General features: G+C 25.8%; 16 protein-coding genes. All 16 read left to right on the forward strand.

Annotated elements, in window-relative coordinates; all coding sequences use genetic code 11:
• Window positions 1-483 precede the first annotated feature (483 nt).
• Complete coding sequence (locus tag GPX08_RS02205) at window positions 484-1,203, forward strand: hypothetical protein (RefSeq protein ID WP_156625018.1); 720 nt, start codon at window positions 484-486, stop codon at window positions 1,201-1,203.
• Window positions 1,204-1,641: 438 nt separating this feature from the next.
• The gene (locus GPX08_RS02210) at window positions 1,642-2,319 is read left to right on the forward strand and encodes a capsular biosynthesis protein (protein ID WP_156625021.1); all 678 of its coding nucleotides are present in this window, start codon (window positions 1,642-1,644) and stop codon (window positions 2,317-2,319) included.
• A gap of 9 nt (window positions 2,320-2,328) precedes the next feature.
• A complete protein-coding gene (locus GPX08_RS02215; RefSeq protein WP_156625024.1) occupies window positions 2,329-2,982 on the forward strand; it encodes a polysaccharide biosynthesis tyrosine autokinase in 654 nt (217 codons plus the stop codon).
• A gap of 160 nt (window positions 2,983-3,142) precedes the next feature.
• Window positions 3,143-3,910, forward strand: a complete 768-nt coding sequence (locus tag GPX08_RS02220) for a capsular biosynthesis protein (RefSeq protein WP_156625026.1) — start codon at window positions 3,143-3,145, stop codon at window positions 3,908-3,910.
• A 43-nt stretch (window positions 3,911-3,953) separates the two neighbouring features.
• Window positions 3,954-4,622: an exopolysaccharide biosynthesis polyprenyl glycosylphosphotransferase gene (locus GPX08_RS02225; RefSeq protein ID WP_156625029.1), complete on the forward strand. Its 669-nt coding sequence runs from the start codon at window positions 3,954-3,956 to the stop codon at window positions 4,620-4,622.
• A 15-nt stretch (window positions 4,623-4,637) separates the two neighbouring features.
• On the forward strand, window positions 4,638-5,684 hold the full coding sequence (locus GPX08_RS02230; protein WP_156625032.1) for an NTP transferase domain-containing protein: 1,047 nt from the start codon (window positions 4,638-4,640) through the stop codon (window positions 5,682-5,684).
• Window positions 5,685-5,706: 22 nt separating this feature from the next.
• Window positions 5,707-6,771 carry a GDP-mannose 4,6-dehydratase gene (gmd, locus tag GPX08_RS02235; protein ID WP_156625034.1) on the forward strand — a complete coding sequence of 355 codons (1,065 nt, stop codon included), beginning with the start codon at window positions 5,707-5,709 and terminating at the stop codon, window positions 6,769-6,771.
• Window positions 6,772-6,779: 8 nt separating this feature from the next.
• Window positions 6,780-7,733, forward strand: a complete 954-nt coding sequence (locus tag GPX08_RS02240; RefSeq protein ID WP_156625037.1) for an NAD-dependent epimerase/dehydratase family protein — start codon at window positions 6,780-6,782, stop codon at window positions 7,731-7,733.
• The gene (locus GPX08_RS02245; RefSeq protein WP_156625039.1) at window positions 7,726-8,850 is read left to right on the forward strand and encodes a glycosyltransferase; all 1,125 of its coding nucleotides are present in this window, start codon (window positions 7,726-7,728) and stop codon (window positions 8,848-8,850) included. The genes GPX08_RS02240 and GPX08_RS02245 overlap by 8 nt, the downstream gene beginning before the upstream one ends.
• A 33-nt stretch (window positions 8,851-8,883) precedes the next feature.
• Window positions 8,884-10,056, forward strand: coding sequence for a glycosyltransferase (locus tag GPX08_RS02250; protein ID WP_156625041.1), 1,173 nt, complete (start codon window positions 8,884-8,886; stop codon window positions 10,054-10,056).
• 29 nt (window positions 10,057-10,085) lie between these two features.
• A complete protein-coding gene (locus GPX08_RS02255; RefSeq protein ID WP_156625043.1) occupies window positions 10,086-11,369 on the forward strand; it encodes a hypothetical protein in 1,284 nt (427 codons plus the stop codon).
• Between the two features lie 39 nt (window positions 11,370-11,408).
• On the forward strand, window positions 11,409-12,476 hold the full coding sequence (locus GPX08_RS02260; protein ID WP_156625044.1) for an acyltransferase family protein: 1,068 nt from the start codon (window positions 11,409-11,411) through the stop codon (window positions 12,474-12,476).
• Window position 12,477: 1 nt separating this feature from the next.
• The gene (locus GPX08_RS02265; protein ID WP_156625045.1) at window positions 12,478-13,527 is read left to right on the forward strand and encodes an acyltransferase family protein; all 1,050 of its coding nucleotides are present in this window, start codon (window positions 12,478-12,480) and stop codon (window positions 13,525-13,527) included.
• 15 nt (window positions 13,528-13,542) lie between these two features.
• The gene (locus GPX08_RS02270) at window positions 13,543-14,436 is read left to right on the forward strand and encodes a glycosyltransferase (protein ID WP_156625046.1); all 894 of its coding nucleotides are present in this window, start codon (window positions 13,543-13,545) and stop codon (window positions 14,434-14,436) included.
• 40 nt (window positions 14,437-14,476) lie between these two features.
• The gene (locus GPX08_RS02275) at window positions 14,477-15,691 is read left to right on the forward strand and encodes a hypothetical protein (RefSeq protein ID WP_156625047.1); all 1,215 of its coding nucleotides are present in this window, start codon (window positions 14,477-14,479) and stop codon (window positions 15,689-15,691) included.
• A complete protein-coding gene (locus tag GPX08_RS02280; protein WP_156625049.1) occupies window positions 15,691-17,151 on the forward strand; it encodes an oligosaccharide flippase family protein in 1,461 nt (486 codons plus the stop codon). Before GPX08_RS02275 ends, GPX08_RS02280 begins: the two co-directional genes overlap by 1 nt.

Here is a 17,151-nt window from a genome sequence, read left to right on the forward strand (position 1 = left end):
ACCTTTATTTAACCTGCAAAAATCAATTTTATTGCAGGCTTGTTTGTCATGCAATAAAATATTCAAACTTATATAATTTTCAAAGAGCGAGCAATTCTATGAAAAATCAAGCTATTTTTTCATATCAACTTAACAGATTCTTTTTTTCTATATAAGGTAAATAGTCATTAAAAAAAGAAATTGAGAAAATAATTTTAAAAAACCTATATCCAAAATAATACAATTATTTTTGTATATTTATTAATGAGTATGGATATAAATAAAATATAATAAAAAAATAGTAATATATTGGGATGATTAGAATAAAATTCTACAATGCTATATGAAATGAATTAAATATTGCATATTTATATTAATTTTTTGTATATTCTTGTAAAACAAAAGTTGTGGTAAAAATATGGAAAAAAAACTATAATCTTAAGTGGGGATAGGACTAAAGTCATATTTTGTATTATTATGTAGTTATAGAGGGGGTATTTAGTTATGATAGCAAATTTAATATTAAAGGATTTAGTTATGAAAAATAATTTTAACATAGCTAGTTTATTAGAAAAGATTGAAGATGCAGAAAAATGTAATATCAGAAGATTAGTTATAGCTCCAGCCTACTATGATGAGGAGAGTGGAACTAATATAAATGAAGTAGAAGATATCGTAGAAGAACTAAATGCCTATTTAAGTGAAAAAAAATCTTATATTGAGCTATATTCAGCAAATCTTATAAGAGATAATTATGCTTCAGTTAAAGATTTTTTAGATAAAAGAATCGGAAGTATAAATAAAGGGAAGTATGTTCTTTTAAATTCCGAAGAAAGTAATACAGTAGATGAAATTATGGAATTAGTTTTTGAACTAAATTTAGTCCAAGTTACTCCTATAATAGTTGCTCCAGAGAAAATAGAAGAAATTAATAAAGATTATAAGAAAATAGATAAATTAAAAAAAGAAGGTTGTTTATTTCAACTAGATGTAGAAAGTTTAACAGGAGCTTATGGTAAAAGTGTGGAGAAAGCTGCTAAGAAATTAATTAAGAAGAATGTATATGACTTTATTGGTTTTGAAGAAGAGATAAAAAAGAATTTAATAGATAAAGAAATTGAGAAAATTGGAAAAAGAGGTCTTGGTATTTTCAAAACTGATGGAATTATGAGAAAAAATAGGCGTGAGAAGAATAAAAAAAGAAATTATTTTTGGGTAAAATAAGAATTTAAATATTTTCTATTAAGGGTGAAATAATGAATTGTTATATATTTTTTATAATTTTCAACAATTTGAAACAGAGAAATATTTGTAATATAGAGTTTTTTATTAAAAAAATATTATAAGGGATATTTTACATTTTAATATAAATATATTATCATTAAAATTGAATTTATAAATAAAAATAACCTAGAGAGAACTTATTGGGAAAATACCGAAAAAACGTTGAATTAGATTAAAATGTAAGAAGGGGTAGATATTTTCTTATTCAAAAATATTCACATTGTGTTATAATTTAAAATGCTTAGAAAACAGGCAAATAAAAAATGAAAAAGTTATAGAAATATAAAATATTTTAATGGAAATTAACTTTAATTTAAAAGGTTAATAGAAAATTAATTTATATGACAACTAGGTTATTTATAGTTAGGAGGAAGTTAATTGGAAGAGCAAGTGATAAGGTTAGATGAGTTATTTGAAGCCTTAAAGAAAAGATGGCTAATGATAGTTGTAATTACTTTACTAGCAACAGTAGCTTCAGCTACTTTAAGCTTTTTTGTTATTAAGCCGCAATATGAAGCAAGTACAAAAGTTTTTATAGGTAAGGATGATGGAGAAAATCAAAGTTATAGTCAAAATGATGTAACGATGTACCAAAAACTTATGAAGACATATTCCGAAGCAATTAAAACTAAGGATTTAGTTTCTAGAAGTTTAAAAGGTACTAGCCTTACATTAGAACCAGAAGAAGTATTGAACAATTTAACAGTAGTTTCTGTTGCGGATACTCAAATATTACAAATAAAATATAAGAGTAAAAATCCAAGAGAAGCTGAAGTAGTAATAGAGGAAATATCAGAGGAGTTTATTAAAACTTCTAAGGAACTAGTGCCAAATGGAAATATTAAGATAATTGAAGCTGTAGAATTGCCAGAAAAGCCAGTTAGTCCAAATAAGAAGATGAATATAGCAATTGCTTTTTTACTTGGGTTAATGGTTGGAGTTGGACTAGCGTTTTTACTAGAATTCTTAGATAATACTTTCAAGAATAAAGATCAATTAGAAAGGGAGTTAGACCTTCCTGTACTTGGATCTATACCTAATATGAAAGATAAATAGGAGGAAGAAATGTTTATAGTTGAAAAAGAACCTAAATCTATAGCAGCAGAAAGTTATAGAACTTTAAGAACAAATATTCAATATTCGTCCTTTGATAAGGAATATAGAGCTATAGTAATTACAAGCTCTGATCCAGGAGAGGGTAAATCAACAACTGCAGGTAACTTAGCTTTATGTTTAGCACAAGGTGATAAAAAAGTAATATTAGTAGATTGCGACTTAAGAAAGCCATCTATACATAAAAAGTTTAAGATATCTAATATAGTAGGATTGTCAGATGTAATAATAGGTAAAGAAGATTTAGAAACAGCCGTTCATAGATATAATAAGAATATGTCAGTTTTAACTTCAGGTAAGATACCACCTAATCCATCAGAAATGTTATCTTCTAAGGCTATGAGTAAGCTTATAGAATATTTAAAGGAAGAATATGATTATGTTATATTAGATACGCCACCTGTACTGGCAGTTACAGACTCACAGATTCTTTCAACTAAGGTAGATGGGACAATATTAGTAGTAAGAGCAGAAAGAACTAAAAGAGAAGGAGTGCAAAATGCAATAAATCTTCTAAAGAAAGTTAATGCCCATATAATTGGAACAGTATTAAATGGGGTGGATACTAATAGAAATAAATACTACTACTATTATGGGGAAAAATAATAGATAGTAAAAATAAATATTAATAAGCAAAATGAGAGTTTAATTAAATATAAAGTATTAGATCAATAAGACGTTTTTTATAATGTGACAATCTAGGTATTTCCTTAGATTGCCACATTATAAATAATATATATTTTTTAAATTTAGATGGAGGTGCGAAATGGTAGATTTACATTCTCATTTAATTTGGAGCATAGATGATGGTTCAAAATCTAAAGAAATGACTGCAAATATGTTAAGACAAGCTGAGGAGGGAGGAACTACTAAATTAGTGTTAACACCTCATTACTTGCAAGGACATTATGAAGCCCAGATAACTGAAGTAAAGGAAAGAGCTAAGGAAGTTAGATCCCTTGCTAAAGAACTTGGACTAAATTTAGAAATTTACTGCGGACAAGAAGTTTATTATTCAGAGCGTATATTAGAAAGTTATTTAAATAAAGAAATAGGAACTATAAATGATTCTAGATATATGTTAATTGAGTTTAATATGAGAAATTTTTCTATCAAAGAAGTTGTGGAAATACTATATGAACTACAACTAAGAGGAATAGTACCAGTAATTGCCCATCCTGAAAGATATTATAGGTTTATTAACAAGCCTTCTTTGATAAATGAGTTTATAAAGGAAGGTTATTTATTTCAGCTAAATCTAGGAAGTATTACTGGAGACTTTGGTAAGGATGTACGAAAAACTGCAGAAATATTTCTTGAAAATAAAATATATAGCTTTATAGGCTCTGATGCTCATAGAGATTTAAAGAGAAATCCTGATATGAGCAGGGGGGCAGATGCTTTAAAAGCTATGGATAGAAACTATTTTAGCTATTTAAAAGATTCAGGAGAAAGACTTCTTAAAAATGAAGAAATATTGTTTATAGGAAGTTCATTAAAAGAAAAAAAGGGACTATTAGGATTGTTTAAATAATAATACTACTTAGATTGAATTAATAAATAAGGGGGTAAACAATATGGAGAGATTACAGTCAGATGAAGAAAACAGTCTAGAAGTTCAAGTTATAACTGAAGGAAATAGACTGTTTTATAATGTAACTAAGAGACTTCTAGACATTGTTTTATCTTTAATAGGGTTAATAATAGCAAGCCCAGTTATGTTAATTGTGGCTATTTTAATAAAGCTAGAATCAAAGGGGCCGATTATCTTTTCACAGAAAAGAGTAGGCTTAAATGGCAGAGAATTTAATATGCTTAAGTTTAGGTCAATGGTTCAAAATGCAGAAGAACTTAAAGAAAAACTTCAAAAGCAAAATGAAATGTCAGGACCTATGTTTAAGATGAAAGAAGATCCTAGAGTTACTAAAGTAGGAAGGTTTATTAGAAAAACAAGTATAGATGAACTTCCACAATTAATAAATATACTTAAAGGTGAAATGAGCTTAGTTGGACCTAGACCTAGTCTTCCAAAAGAAGTAGCTAAGTTTGAACCTTGGATGCTAGAGAGATTAAATGTTAAACCAGGACTTACATGTTATTGGCAAGTTTCCGGAAGAAATAATATAGACTTTGAGGATTGGATGAATCTTGATATTAAATATGTTAGAGATAGAAATTTAGCATTAGATATAAAACTTATATTTAAGACAATTTTTGTGTTGTTTGGAGATAAGAATGCTTGTTAAAAGGGGGGAACAAGAATGTTATGCGCTTTAATTATGGCTGGTGGAAAGGGAACTAGATTCTGGCCATTATCAACAGAAGAAAAGCCTAAACAGTTTTTAAACTTAATTGGTGATAAAACTATGATACAAATGACGGTAGATAGAATAAAGCCGATTATTCCAATAGAAAGAATTTTTATTTGTACTGGAGAAATGTATGTAGATTTAGTTAAGGAACAGCTTCCTGAGCTTCCAGAAAGAAATATAATAGTTGAACCAGAGGGAAGAAACACTGCTCCGTGTATTGCTTTATCAGCCCTTGTAATTAATAGGTATTATAAAGATTCAACTATGGTAGTATTACCATCAGATCATTTAATTAATAATGAAGATGAATTTAGAAAAGTTGTATTAGAGTCAGAAAAATTTATTGTGAAAAATAGAGATGCAATTTTAACTTTAGGTATGGAGCCAAATAGGGCAGAAACTGGGTATGGATATATTAAGTGCAGTAAAATAAAAGATAAAAATAATGACTGTGAAGTTGTTAAGGTAGAAAGGTTTGTAGAAAAACCAAATAAAGAGTTAGCAGAGGAGTATGTAGCTAATGGGAGTTACTTGTGGAATGGGGGAATGTTCATTTGGAAATCTGATAATATACTAAATGAAATAAGTAAATATTCACCTGATACTTTCGAAGCACTTCATAAGATTCAATATGTAAAAGAAGATGATTTGCAAGAATTAATTAATGATAGCTATAAGAATACTGAAGCTATATCAATAGATTATGCAGTATTAGAAAAATCTAAGGAGATATATGTTATACCAAGTGATTTTGGATGGGATGATATTGGAAGTTGGGAAGCAGTAGAAAGATATACAGAAAGAGATGAGCTTGGAAACATAGTAATAGGTGAGGCTAGAGCTATAGAAGGAGAGAATAATTTATTAGTTTCTTCTAATCATAAGGTGATAGTTGAAGGGCTTAGTGATATATATGTTATAGAAAATGATGGGAAAATAATTATTGGACAAAAGTCTAATGTAGTAAATGTTAAAAAATTAAAAAATATAGTTTAATATACGAGCTGGAGGAATTATAATGAGAAAAAATGCATTAATTACTGGAATAACAGGACAAGATGGTTCATACTTAGCTGAGCTATTATTAGAAAAGGGATATAAAGTTTATGGAATAATGAGAAGAAAAAGCAAGGTTGATTATGGAAATATAGAACATTTAAAAAATGATGTTACTCTTATAGATGCAGATATGACTGATTTAGTTTCTTTAGTAAATGCCATGATAATCTCTCAAGCTGACGAGGTATATAATTTAGCAGCACAATCTTTTGTTGGTACATCATGGGATCAACCACATGCTACAGCAGATATTGATGGAATAGGAGTTTTAAACATATTAGAAGCAATAAGGATTGTTAAACCAGAAGCAAGATTTTATCAAGCGTCAACTAGTGAAATGTTTGGGAAAGTACAAGCGATTCCTCAAACTGAAGAAACGCCATTTTATCCAAGGAGTCCATACGGAGTTGCAAAGCTTTATGGACATTGGATAACAAAAAATTATAGAGAAAGCTATAATATGTATGCATGTTCAGGAATACTTTTTAATCATGAATCTGAAAGAAGAGGAAAAGAATTTGTAACTAGAAAAATTACTGATGCAGTAGCAAGAATTAAACTTGGTTTACAAGACTGTTTAGAGTTAGGAAATTTAGATGCTAAAAGAGATTGGGGTCATGCTAAAGATTATGTAAAAGCTATGTGGTTAATGCTTCAACAAGATAATGCAGATGATTATGTAATAGCAACAGGAGAAACACATAAAGTTAGAGAATTTGTTGAATTAGCCTTCAAATATGTTGGAATTCAAATAGAATGGCAAGGAAAAGCTGAAAATGAAATAGGAAAAGACAAAGAAAATGGAAAAGTTGTTGTAAGAATAAATCCTAAGTTCTATAGACCTGCAGAAGTAGAATTACTATTAGGAAGTCCAGAAAAAGCAAAAAATAAATTAGATTGGAATTTAGAAGTTAGTTTTAAAGAATTAGTTGAAAGAATGATGAAGTCTGATTTAGAAAAAGTAAGTAATGAAATTGCGTTTATGGAAGTAAGTAAAGAAGTTGCTTCTACTTTAGATAAGTAAGAGGTTATATGAAAAAGGTATTAATAATAGGAATAAATGGGTTTGTAGGAACCCATTTATCTAATGAATTTAAAAATAATGGCTATAGATGTTATGGAGCAGATTTAAATCCAATCAATATTTGTGAAAATATTGATATGTTTAGTTTAGATATTTTAGATAAAAAAAATGTTTTAGATGTATTTAAAGTGATAAGACCTGATTATATAGTTAATTTAGCAGCAATAAGCTCTGTGAAGTTATCTTGGGAAATTCCACAAAAAACATTTGATGTAAATGTAAATGGGACAATTAATATTTTAGAGACAATAAAAGAATTAGATTTAAAGACTAAACTTTTACTAATAGGTTCAAGTGAGCAATATGGAGATATTGATTATACGAAAGCAGTATCAGAAGAAGATGAGTTAAATGCTCTAAACCCTTATGGGATTTCAAAAGCAACTCAAGAAAAAGTAGCTAAGTTATATTCTAGAGTTTATGGAATTGATGTAATGATGGTAAGAGCTTTTAATCATATAGGGCCAGGACAAGGAAAAGGATTCGTAGTACCTGATTTTGTTTCGCAGATAGTAGAAATAGAAAAAGGGATTTTAGAACCAATTATTAAAGTAGGTAATTTATCAGCTGAAAGAGATTTTACTGATGTAAGAGATATAGTAAGTGCATACAGATTGATTTTAGAAAATGGTAATAATGGAGAGGTTTACAATGTTGGGTCTGGTAAGGCTATAAGTATAAGAGAAATTTTAGATATAATAGTTGATAAGTCTAGAACTAAAGTAAAGATAGAAATAGATAAAAATAAATTTAGACCAATAGATACACCTAAGATTGAGTGTAATAATAGAAAATTAAAAAGTGAAACGGGATGGAATATAAAATATTCAATAGATGAATCTATTGAAGATATTATTGAATACTGGAGGAAATATTCAGTGAATGGAGGAAGAAATGAGTAAATTAGCAATAGTCCATGATTGGCTACCATTTATGGGGGGGGCTGAGAGAATATTAACTAATTTTTGTGAGATGTATCCAGATTCACCAATTTACACAACAATATGTAATAGAAGTGAATTAGAAGGGATATTAAAAGAAGCTAATATTATTACTTCATATTTGCAAAGAAATAATAAAGAAATAAAAAATCATAGAAAGTTATTTCCATTTATGATGACAGCTATTGAAAGTTTTAATTTAAATGAATATGATATTGTATTAAGTCAGAGCACAAGTATAGCCAAAGGTGTGATTACGCCACCTAGTACTTTACACATATGTTACTGTAATTCACCAATGAGATATGCATGGGAATTTTCACATGAATATGCAGGTAAGATGGCTGGAAAGGGAGGCTTAAAATCAAAGTTATTAAGTTACTTTTTAACAGGTGTTAGATTATGGGATAATGCTTCAGCTGATAGAGTAGATTATTTTATAGCTAATTCAGAAAATGTTGCGAAAAGAATATGGAAACATTATAGAAGAGAATCAGTAGTTATACATCCGCCTGTTAGATGTAGTCTATTTAATATTTCAGATATAGATGAAGATTATTTTTTAGTTGTATCGAGATTGCAGGAGTATAAAAGAATAGATTTAGCAATAGAAGCATTTAATGAATTAGGGTTACCACTAGTTGTGATAGGTGATGGGCCTGAAAGAAAAAAATTAGAATCAATGGCGAAAAGCAACATTAAATTCTTAGGGAGACAATCAGATGAAATAATTAAAGAACATTACTCTAAATGTAGAGCATTTATTTTCCCTGGAGAAGAGGATTTTGGAATAACACCATTAGAAGCTCAAGCAAGTGGAAGACCTGTGATTGCTTATAGAAAAGGTGGAGCTTTAGAAACTGTAGTAGAGGTTAAGACTGGTGTGTTCTTTGAAAAACAGAATAAGAATTCATTAATTGATGCTATTAAAAGATTTGAAACTTTAGAGTTTGATAAGTATAAAATAAGAGAACACTCTTTACAGTTTGATGAAATAGTATTTAAACAAAAGATACAAAACTTTATAGATAGTAAATATAAGGATTTTAAAGAAGAGAAGCACTGGAATATTATATAATATTAAAGCTAAGCAAATATAAGGAGAAGTAAAATGAAAATACTAGCTGTTTCCCCAACAGATTTAAACAATTTAAATGCAGGGAATAAGATTGCAATTTATAGAACTTTAAGAGAGTTTCAAACAGCAGGACATGAAATAAATTATTTGTGTTATACAGACGAAGAAATATTAAATAATAATAATTTTAATAATCCAAAAGGTTTGAATAAGCCTAAAAAGGTTAACTTGCTAAGTATATATAAAATGATTACTGGAGAATCATATTTATTTACTAGGTTCTATAGTACAAAAATGGTTAATGAAATTATTAATAAATTAGAAAATGATAATATAGAAATATTATTATTTGAGCATACTTATATGGCTATTCATTTAATAAATAAAAAAATAAAAAATTTAGTTAAAGAAAAGAATATTAAAGTAATTGTTGACAGTCATGTCTTAGAATATGAAGCATATGAAAAACTTTTTGAAAAGAATAATAAAAAATCAATATTGCATAGAAAATTTTTAAGGTCTATTGAGAAAAGTGAAAAAAAATATATATCTAAAGCTGATATGGCAATAACATATGGTAAAGAAGATTATCAAGAAATAATAAAATACACCAATAAAGATAAAGTTCTGTTAAAACCAGTAAGTATGGATATTGATCCAGTAAAAAATGTTAATAAAGAAAAGGCTGTAATATTTTATGGTACTTTTTCGTGGTTTCCAAATGAAGATGGACTTAGATATTTTATTAACGAGATAATTGAGCATGTAGATAAAGATATAAAAGTATATATAGCAGGGAGAAATATTCCCAAATGGGCATATAAGGTTAAAAAAGATAACTTAATAATACTTGGAGAAGTTGAAAGTATGAAAGATACTGTAGCTAATAAGGCATTAACTATAGTTCCTTTAAGGATAGGTGGAGGAACTAGGATAAAGATATTAGAAGCAATGTCCTGGGGAAAAGCTGTATTATCTACGAGAATTGGTGCAGAGGGGATTTGCAAAGAAGGTGAAGATGGATTTATTATAATAGAAGATAATCCTATAAAATTTGCAGAAAAAATAAATTATTACTTAAATAATGATGAAAAATTAAGCGAATTTGAAAGCAAGTCATTAGAGTTTATTGAGAAAAATTATTCTGAATCTATAATTTCTAAACAAATAAATATTAAAATATACGATATATTTAAATTAAAATAAATTGTGTATTTAGGTTATGAGGTGAAAAGATGGAAATTACAATGACTGCATATTTATTAATACCATACTTTGTAATTATTTTGTTTAAAAAGATAGACTTCATATTTTATAATTTGGTGTTTTTTTCTGCTTTTACTAGTGTCTCTATATTTAATTTAGGAAGAGCTAGTAGTATAACTGCATACCAGATTATATCATTAATACTTTTTTTAAAATTCTCATTTCTAGTATTAACTAAAAGGATTAATTTTAAGGTAAAAATAAGAAAATCGTTATTAGTATTTGTTATTATTTGTGGATTATCTATCTTATTAATACCATATAAAAGTAAATTTATTGTATTATCACCTAATGATATTTATGAAAATGTTAGATTTTCTATTCAAAATATTACGCAATATTGTTATTTAATTATATCATATATTGTTTATTTTATTACTTATATATTATTTAGTAATAACATCATTAATATAAAAAAAACTTTTAAAATTTTAGGAATATCATTTGTTTGTGTATTAACTTTAGGGATATTTCAATTAATAATTCCTACAAACGAATTTAATTTAATTTTTAGAAATGCAGTATATGTAAATGATCAATATTTTCTTGGAAGACCTAGATTAGCATCAGTTAATGCAGAGGCATCTATCTTAGCATTGTTTATTACACCAATAATTGCAATGTATTTAACAATTTTCAGAGCTAATATTAAAATAAAATATTTAATATTAGCTTTGCTTGGAATTATAATAGGGATAGTATCTAATTCATCAGGATTTTACTTAGGGATTTTTATTTATCTTTTAGCAGATATAGTACTATTAAAAAGAAAAAAGAACGGGAAAATAGCAATCAAAAAGATAATAGTATACTATATTACAGTGGTAATATTTATAATTGGTGTGTTTTTATTTAGAGATTTAATAACAGAGGGAATAGTAAGTTTATTTGATAAAATAACTGGGAAACATGTATCAGGAGTAGGAAGAGGTAATGCATTTATTAATCAGATGCAAGTATTCTCTCAAAATTTAATTTTTGGAATAGGTTTTGGTACAACTAAAAGTTATGATTTATTTAGTACATGGTTAGTTCAAGTTGGGATATTAGGATTTAGTATGTATTTTGCATATATACTAAAAAGTATAATAATATTAAAGAAAAAAAATCCATCATTAATGATGTTAATATTAATAACAAATGTTGTTTTATTAGTTTCGGTAAGTAATTTTACATATAATTATATATGGATTTATTATGGATTAGCTGATTACATTATTTTTAGTAAAGATATTATTAAACAACAAAATTAAAATATAGATTAATTATAAATTGTGTTAGTGAGGATAAAAATGAAGAGTAATAATGAAGTTTTAAAAGGAGATAAATTTAATTGGTTAACTTCTTTACGAGGATTAGCAGCAATTATGGTAGTTATTTTGCATTTATGGGAATTAATTAAATCAAATTATGGATATAGTGAAAATTTTATAGAAAGTATATTAGATTTTATTACAATAGGAGTTATAGATATAGGGAAAGTAGGGGTAGTAGTATTCTTTCTAATTAGTGGATTTTTGGTACCATATACACTAAAGCGAAGAACAAAAAAAAGTTTTATTATAAACAGAATATTGAGACTATATCCTGTTTATTGGTTATCTATAATTCTAATGGTGATAATATTTGGCGTAAATTCAAAGTATCAGTTGATTTCTAATATTACTATGCTACAACAATTTTTAGGCGCAGAGAATATTATATCAGTCTATTGGACTTTACCAATAGAGCTAATTTTCTATTTTTTATGTATTCTATTGTTATATAGAAAGTTTTTATTTAATAATAAAGTTATAGTTAATATTGTTTATGTTATGTTAGGATTATCTTTGTTTTTCGGAGCAATTAGATATATTACCGATAAAAGACTTCCTATTGCTGTTTTTTTAGGAATCATAGTAATGTTTATAGGATACATATTTAGGTTATCTATAGATGGGGAAATTGGGAAAGGCATTTTATATAAGGTTGTTATTATATTTTTTATTATGCTACTTCCAATAACGATACTATCTTATAGCAGTGATATGGGTTTCTCGGAAACATGGTATAGATATTATATTACTTATTCTATGGGAATGATATTATTTTATATTTTTTATAAATTTAATGTAGGAAATAAAATATTAATATTTTTAGGTAATATAAGTTACTCGATATATTTAATGCATGCTATTGTAATGAAAGCGGCCTTTAAATATATCAACTTTAGTAATATTAATAGTTTGATTTTTGCAATTATAATATTTTTTATGATATTATTAACTTCAACTATTGTGTATTATTTAGTAGAAGTACCATTTATTAATATTTCTAAAAAAATAGATTTTAAAAATAAAAAGATAAAAGGAAATAATTAAAATGAATAAATCAAGATGTAAGCAAATAGATATAATTAAAGCAATCTTATGTATACTAGTTGTATTAGGTCATGCAATAACTCAGGATATAAGACAGAATGTTATAGCTAATGATTTGTTTAATTTTATTTATACTTTCCATATGCCAGTATTTTTCATTTTATCAGGAATAATTTATTCAAATTATGAGATAAAATATAATTTTAAAGATATTATAAGGAAGAAAACACCAAGACTGATACTTCCATATATAACAATGTCGTTACTAGCATATTTAATAGTAAATACAGCTATTGTTGCTCGTAATTTTATAATTAATGAAACATATCTAATAAAGGGTATTTATAATTTATCAGATATGTTTAAAGGAATAGTATTCTCTAATACTAATATTGATAAGCATTTATGGTTTATATATGTATTGTTTATTATTATAATTGCTAATTCTATTATAAGAAAGTATATAGAAAAGGAAAAAATAGAATTATTGGTAATTTCATTAATTTTGGCAGTATTATCTTATAGATATATATATACAGAGTATATGTTATTAGCAAGAATACTTTATTATAATTTTTATTTCCAATTGGGAGCTATTATATTTAAGAATTATTTTAATAGTAAAACAAAAGTAATACCATTTAAATCAACTTCTGTGTTATTTAATATCATAATATTTATTATTTGTAATTTTATTCTATTAATTATAAGAAAAAAAGGTGTATATTTAGCTATAAATCCTATCCTATCGATGGGATCATCAATTTCTGCTTTTTATTTATTATATTATATTAGTAATATAATTAAGAGTCAATTAATAATCAAGATATTAGATGTGATTTCTAAGTATAATTATGAAATATATTTGATACACAATCCATTTATTACCATAGGAATAATTACAGTATTACTTAAATTAGAATTTATTAATATAGTTTTTGTTATATTGATTGGTGTTATTACAAGTATATCAATATCTATACTGATTGCTAAATTTATAATAAATAAAAGTAAAGTACTTAGATATATAATATGTGGGAAGAATAAATAAAATAGAAGGTGAAAAATGAAAATTAGCATAATATTATTGAATTATAATAATGAAGAAGATACCTTAGAATGTGTAAATAGTATTAAAAAAAACTCTAAATTAATAAATGAAATAATAGTTGTTGATAATAATTCTTCAGAGGAATCAAAAAAGGTGTTAAAAGAAAATAAAAATAATTACAAACTTATATTAAATAAAGAAAACAATGGTTTTGCAGCGGGAAATAATATAGGAATTAAGTATGCAATTGATAGATTAGATGAATATATATTATTACTTAATAATGATACAATTATTGAAGATGATTGCATAGAAAAATTAGTAGATTGCATGGAGTCAGATTCTAGTATAGGAATAGTTAGCTCTAGAATTATGTATTATGATAATCCAGATAAAATTTGGTATTGTGGTGGAACTATTGATTGGAAAAAGTATATAGCTATACATAGCAATATGGGGAAAAAGTATAAACAGGAAGGGTCTATTATAGATACAGAGTTTATTTCAGGTTGTTGTATGTTAGTAAGACGAGAAGTATTTGAAAAAGTAGGATTACTGCCAGAAGAGTATTTTATGTATTATGAAGACGTAGATTTCTGTAAAATGGTTTTAGATGCTAACTATAAGCTTAAAGTTTGTACTGATTCGGTTATTTATCATAAAGTAAGCTCTTCATCAGGGGGAGAAGATTCACCATTTTCAATAAAATGGTGCACTAGAAATAGATTAATATTTATGAATAAATATAAATGTGATAATTACCAATTTAAAAGTAAAACATTCTTTTATAGTACAAGAATTATTAGAGCAATACAATATTTATTAAAAGGTGAAATAAATAAATATAAATCATTACTGGAAGGCATTAAATTAGGAAGAGAATTTAATAAACAAATCCATAAAAAATAATGTTATTAATCAATATAATAATATAGGAGAGTAATATAATATGAAGAAAATAATTTTAGCAGGTGCATCGCTAAATTCAGGAAATAAAGGAGTAAACGCATTAACAAGGGGGCAAGTTATGCTTATTCTTGACAAATTTGGTATAAATACAGAGATTATTATTTTATCATATACCGTAAGTGAAATTGTCACTAATACTGTTAAATATAATGATGCAAGTGTATTAGTAAAAGAAATTCCTTGTGGTAAAAAGAATTTAATAGAAGCTTATATAAAAAGTAAAACTTTTGGAGAAAATTATATAATAAAAGAAATAAAAGAGTGTGATGAAATTTGGGATATTAGTGAAGGGGATAGTTTTAGTGATATTTACGGAATTAAAAGATTTATTCAACATTCATTAATAAAATTAATGGCAATTAAGCTAAATAAGAAATTAATAATAATGCCACAGACGTTAGGACCTTTTAATAGTAGTATAGTTAAAAATACAGCAAAAAAAATACTTAATAAGGCAGAATATGTTTTTGTTAGAGATGAAATAAGTAAGAAAGTTGCAGTAGAAGAATTAGGAATAAAAAGAGAAGTGAAGTTTATTCCTGACATGGCATTTTACATGCAGCCAGATAATGAGTTAAATATAGAAAAGTTTATTGATAATCCCAATAATATAAAAGTAGGTATAAATGTAAGTGCTTTATTATACAATGGTGGATATAATGGTAAAAACATGTTTAACTTAAAAGCTGATTATAAGAAATTAATAGATTTATTAATTCAAAGATTCAGTAAAATGTCTAATACAGAAATAATATTAATACCTCATGTTATGACAAAAGAATTTGAAGTTGAAGATGATTTTAGAATATGCAAAAAAATTGCCTCTGATTTAAACTCTAAATTGAAAATTAATATAAAAACAATAGATAAATATTATAGAGAAGATGAGATAAAAGCTATTATAAGTGGATGTGATTATTTTATAGGGAGTAGAATGCACGCATGTATAGGTGCTATTTCTACATGTGTTCCAACAAGCCCTATTGCATATAGTAGGAAGTTTATTGGAATATGGGATAAGATTGGATTAGGTTATTGTGTAACAGATCCTAGAGAGCAAAGTGAAGATGAAATAATAAATTCTATAATAGATAATTTCAATGATAGAATGAAAATAAAAGATAAGCTAAGCAAAGAAATTCCATTATTAAAAGAAAAAATAGAAACAATAATTGACATAATAGAAGAAAAGTAATTTATGGGGGAAGAAATGTGTTAAAAGATTCATTAATCCTTACATTTAGTAAAGGCATAAGAGGAGTTCTTATGCTTATATTTAATATGATTATAGCTAGATTATTTACAGAAAGTTTATATGGTACATATAAACAAGTAAATTTAATTATAAATTTAGCCACTTCTATATGCGTTGTAGGTATTCCGACAACTATTAGTTACTTTTATGTATCTTCGAGTAGAAAAGATAAAGAAAGATTAATAGGAAACACAATAGTTGTATTATCGGCAATAGCTGTTATAAGTAGTTTATCTATAGTAATATTTAAAGAAAAATTAGCAGTATTATTAAATAATCCAGATATTTTAAACTATATAAGTTTATTAGCTATACAAATATTTATAATGATAATATCAAGTTTCTTAGAGAATTTATATATATCAAGTAATAATACAGTAATGCTGGGGAGAGTATATATTGTTTATACTATAGTAAATTTTCTGACATTAGCATTTGTTACTATAAAGATAAGAAATTTATACTATATACTTTTTTGTATGATAGTTATAGAATTTTTAAGAACGATAATTATGTATTTTTCAATTAAGAAAAAGGAAGCTTTAAAGTTTAAAATAGAATATAAACTATTATATAAACAAATTAGATTTGCTATACCTTTAGGGGTAGTTGCGTTAGTACAAAATTTAAATATATATATAGATAATTTGTTTATATCTAATAGATATACACCAGAGCAATATGCAGCATATGCAAATGCTGCAACTGATATACCTTTAGTTGGAATAATAACTATCTCAATTGCATCAGTTGTTTTGCCAAGAATGTCCAAGAGTTATTCTGAAAATAAAAACTCAAATGAAGTACTATCAATTTGGGGAGAGTCTAGTGAAAAGACTGCTTTAATAATGTTTCCAATATTTTGGATAGCACTTTTATTTTCTAGAGAATATATAGAATTAATATTTTCATATAAATATGTAGAAAGTAGCACTCCTATTTTTATTATTTATCTTATGAAATTTCCTTTATACTTTACTGTGTTTGGAAATATATTAATAGTTATAAAACAGCAAAAATATGTAATGTATAATTCAATGATAGGAATACTATTAAATATTGTTTTGAATATAGTCTTTTTAAGAATTTTTGGAATAATAGGTCCTGCTATATCTACAGCTATTGTTCATTATTCTATGGTATATCTGCAATTACTTAAAATAAGCAAAGGACTTAATGTAAAAATTCAAAGAGTATTACCTTATAAAAAACTAATTAAAATATTTTTACTTCCATCTATTATAGCTATCCCTATATATTTTATAAGTAGTATAATTAAAATTTCACCAATATTAAAATTTATAATATTTGGAGGAATTATATATTTAATTTCAATATTAGTTTTTATAAAAGTGGGATATATAAAGAAGGAAGATTTAAATTTTATTAAGAAAAGTTAA

It is taken from the genome of Clostridium tertium, assembly GCF_902652255.1.
GTDB classification, from domain to species: Bacteria; Bacillota; Clostridia; order Clostridiales; family Clostridiaceae; genus Clostridium; species Clostridium tertium_A.

Excerpts from the sequence above, each read along its gene's own strand:
- GPX08_RS02245 (WP_156625039.1), top strand. The coding sequence starts at position 7,726 with ATGAGTAAATTAGCAATAGTCCATGATTGGCTACCATTTATGGGGGGG.
- gmd (WP_156625034.1), top strand. The coding sequence starts at position 5,707 with ATGAGAAAAAATGCATTAATTACTGGAATAACAGGACAAGATGGTTCA.
- GPX08_RS02205 (WP_156625018.1), top strand. The coding sequence starts at position 484 with ATGATAGCAAATTTAATATTAAAGGATTTAGTTATGAAAAATAATTTT.
- GPX08_RS02260 (WP_156625044.1), top strand. The coding sequence starts at position 11,409 with ATGAAGAGTAATAATGAAGTTTTAAAAGGAGATAAATTTAATTGGTTA.
- GPX08_RS02215 (WP_156625024.1), top strand. The coding sequence starts at position 2,329 with ATGTTTATAGTTGAAAAAGAACCTAAATCTATAGCAGCAGAAAGTTAT.
- GPX08_RS02255 (WP_156625043.1), top strand. The coding sequence starts at position 10,086 with ATGGAAATTACAATGACTGCATATTTATTAATACCATACTTTGTAATT.
- GPX08_RS02230 (WP_156625032.1), top strand. The coding sequence starts at position 4,638 with ATGTTATGCGCTTTAATTATGGCTGGTGGAAAGGGAACTAGATTCTGG.
- GPX08_RS02240 (WP_156625037.1), top strand. The coding sequence starts at position 6,780 with ATGAAAAAGGTATTAATAATAGGAATAAATGGGTTTGTAGGAACCCAT.
- GPX08_RS02275 (WP_156625047.1), top strand. The coding sequence starts at position 14,477 with ATGAAGAAAATAATTTTAGCAGGTGCATCGCTAAATTCAGGAAATAAA.
- GPX08_RS02225 (WP_156625029.1), top strand. The coding sequence starts at position 3,954 with ATGGAGAGATTACAGTCAGATGAAGAAAACAGTCTAGAAGTTCAAGTT.
- GPX08_RS02220 (WP_156625026.1), top strand. The coding sequence starts at position 3,143 with ATGGTAGATTTACATTCTCATTTAATTTGGAGCATAGATGATGGTTCA.
- GPX08_RS02270 (WP_156625046.1), top strand. The coding sequence starts at position 13,543 with ATGAAAATTAGCATAATATTATTGAATTATAATAATGAAGAAGATACC.
- GPX08_RS02250 (WP_156625041.1), top strand. The coding sequence starts at position 8,884 with ATGAAAATACTAGCTGTTTCCCCAACAGATTTAAACAATTTAAATGCA.
- GPX08_RS02265 (WP_156625045.1), top strand. The coding sequence starts at position 12,478 with ATGAATAAATCAAGATGTAAGCAAATAGATATAATTAAAGCAATCTTA.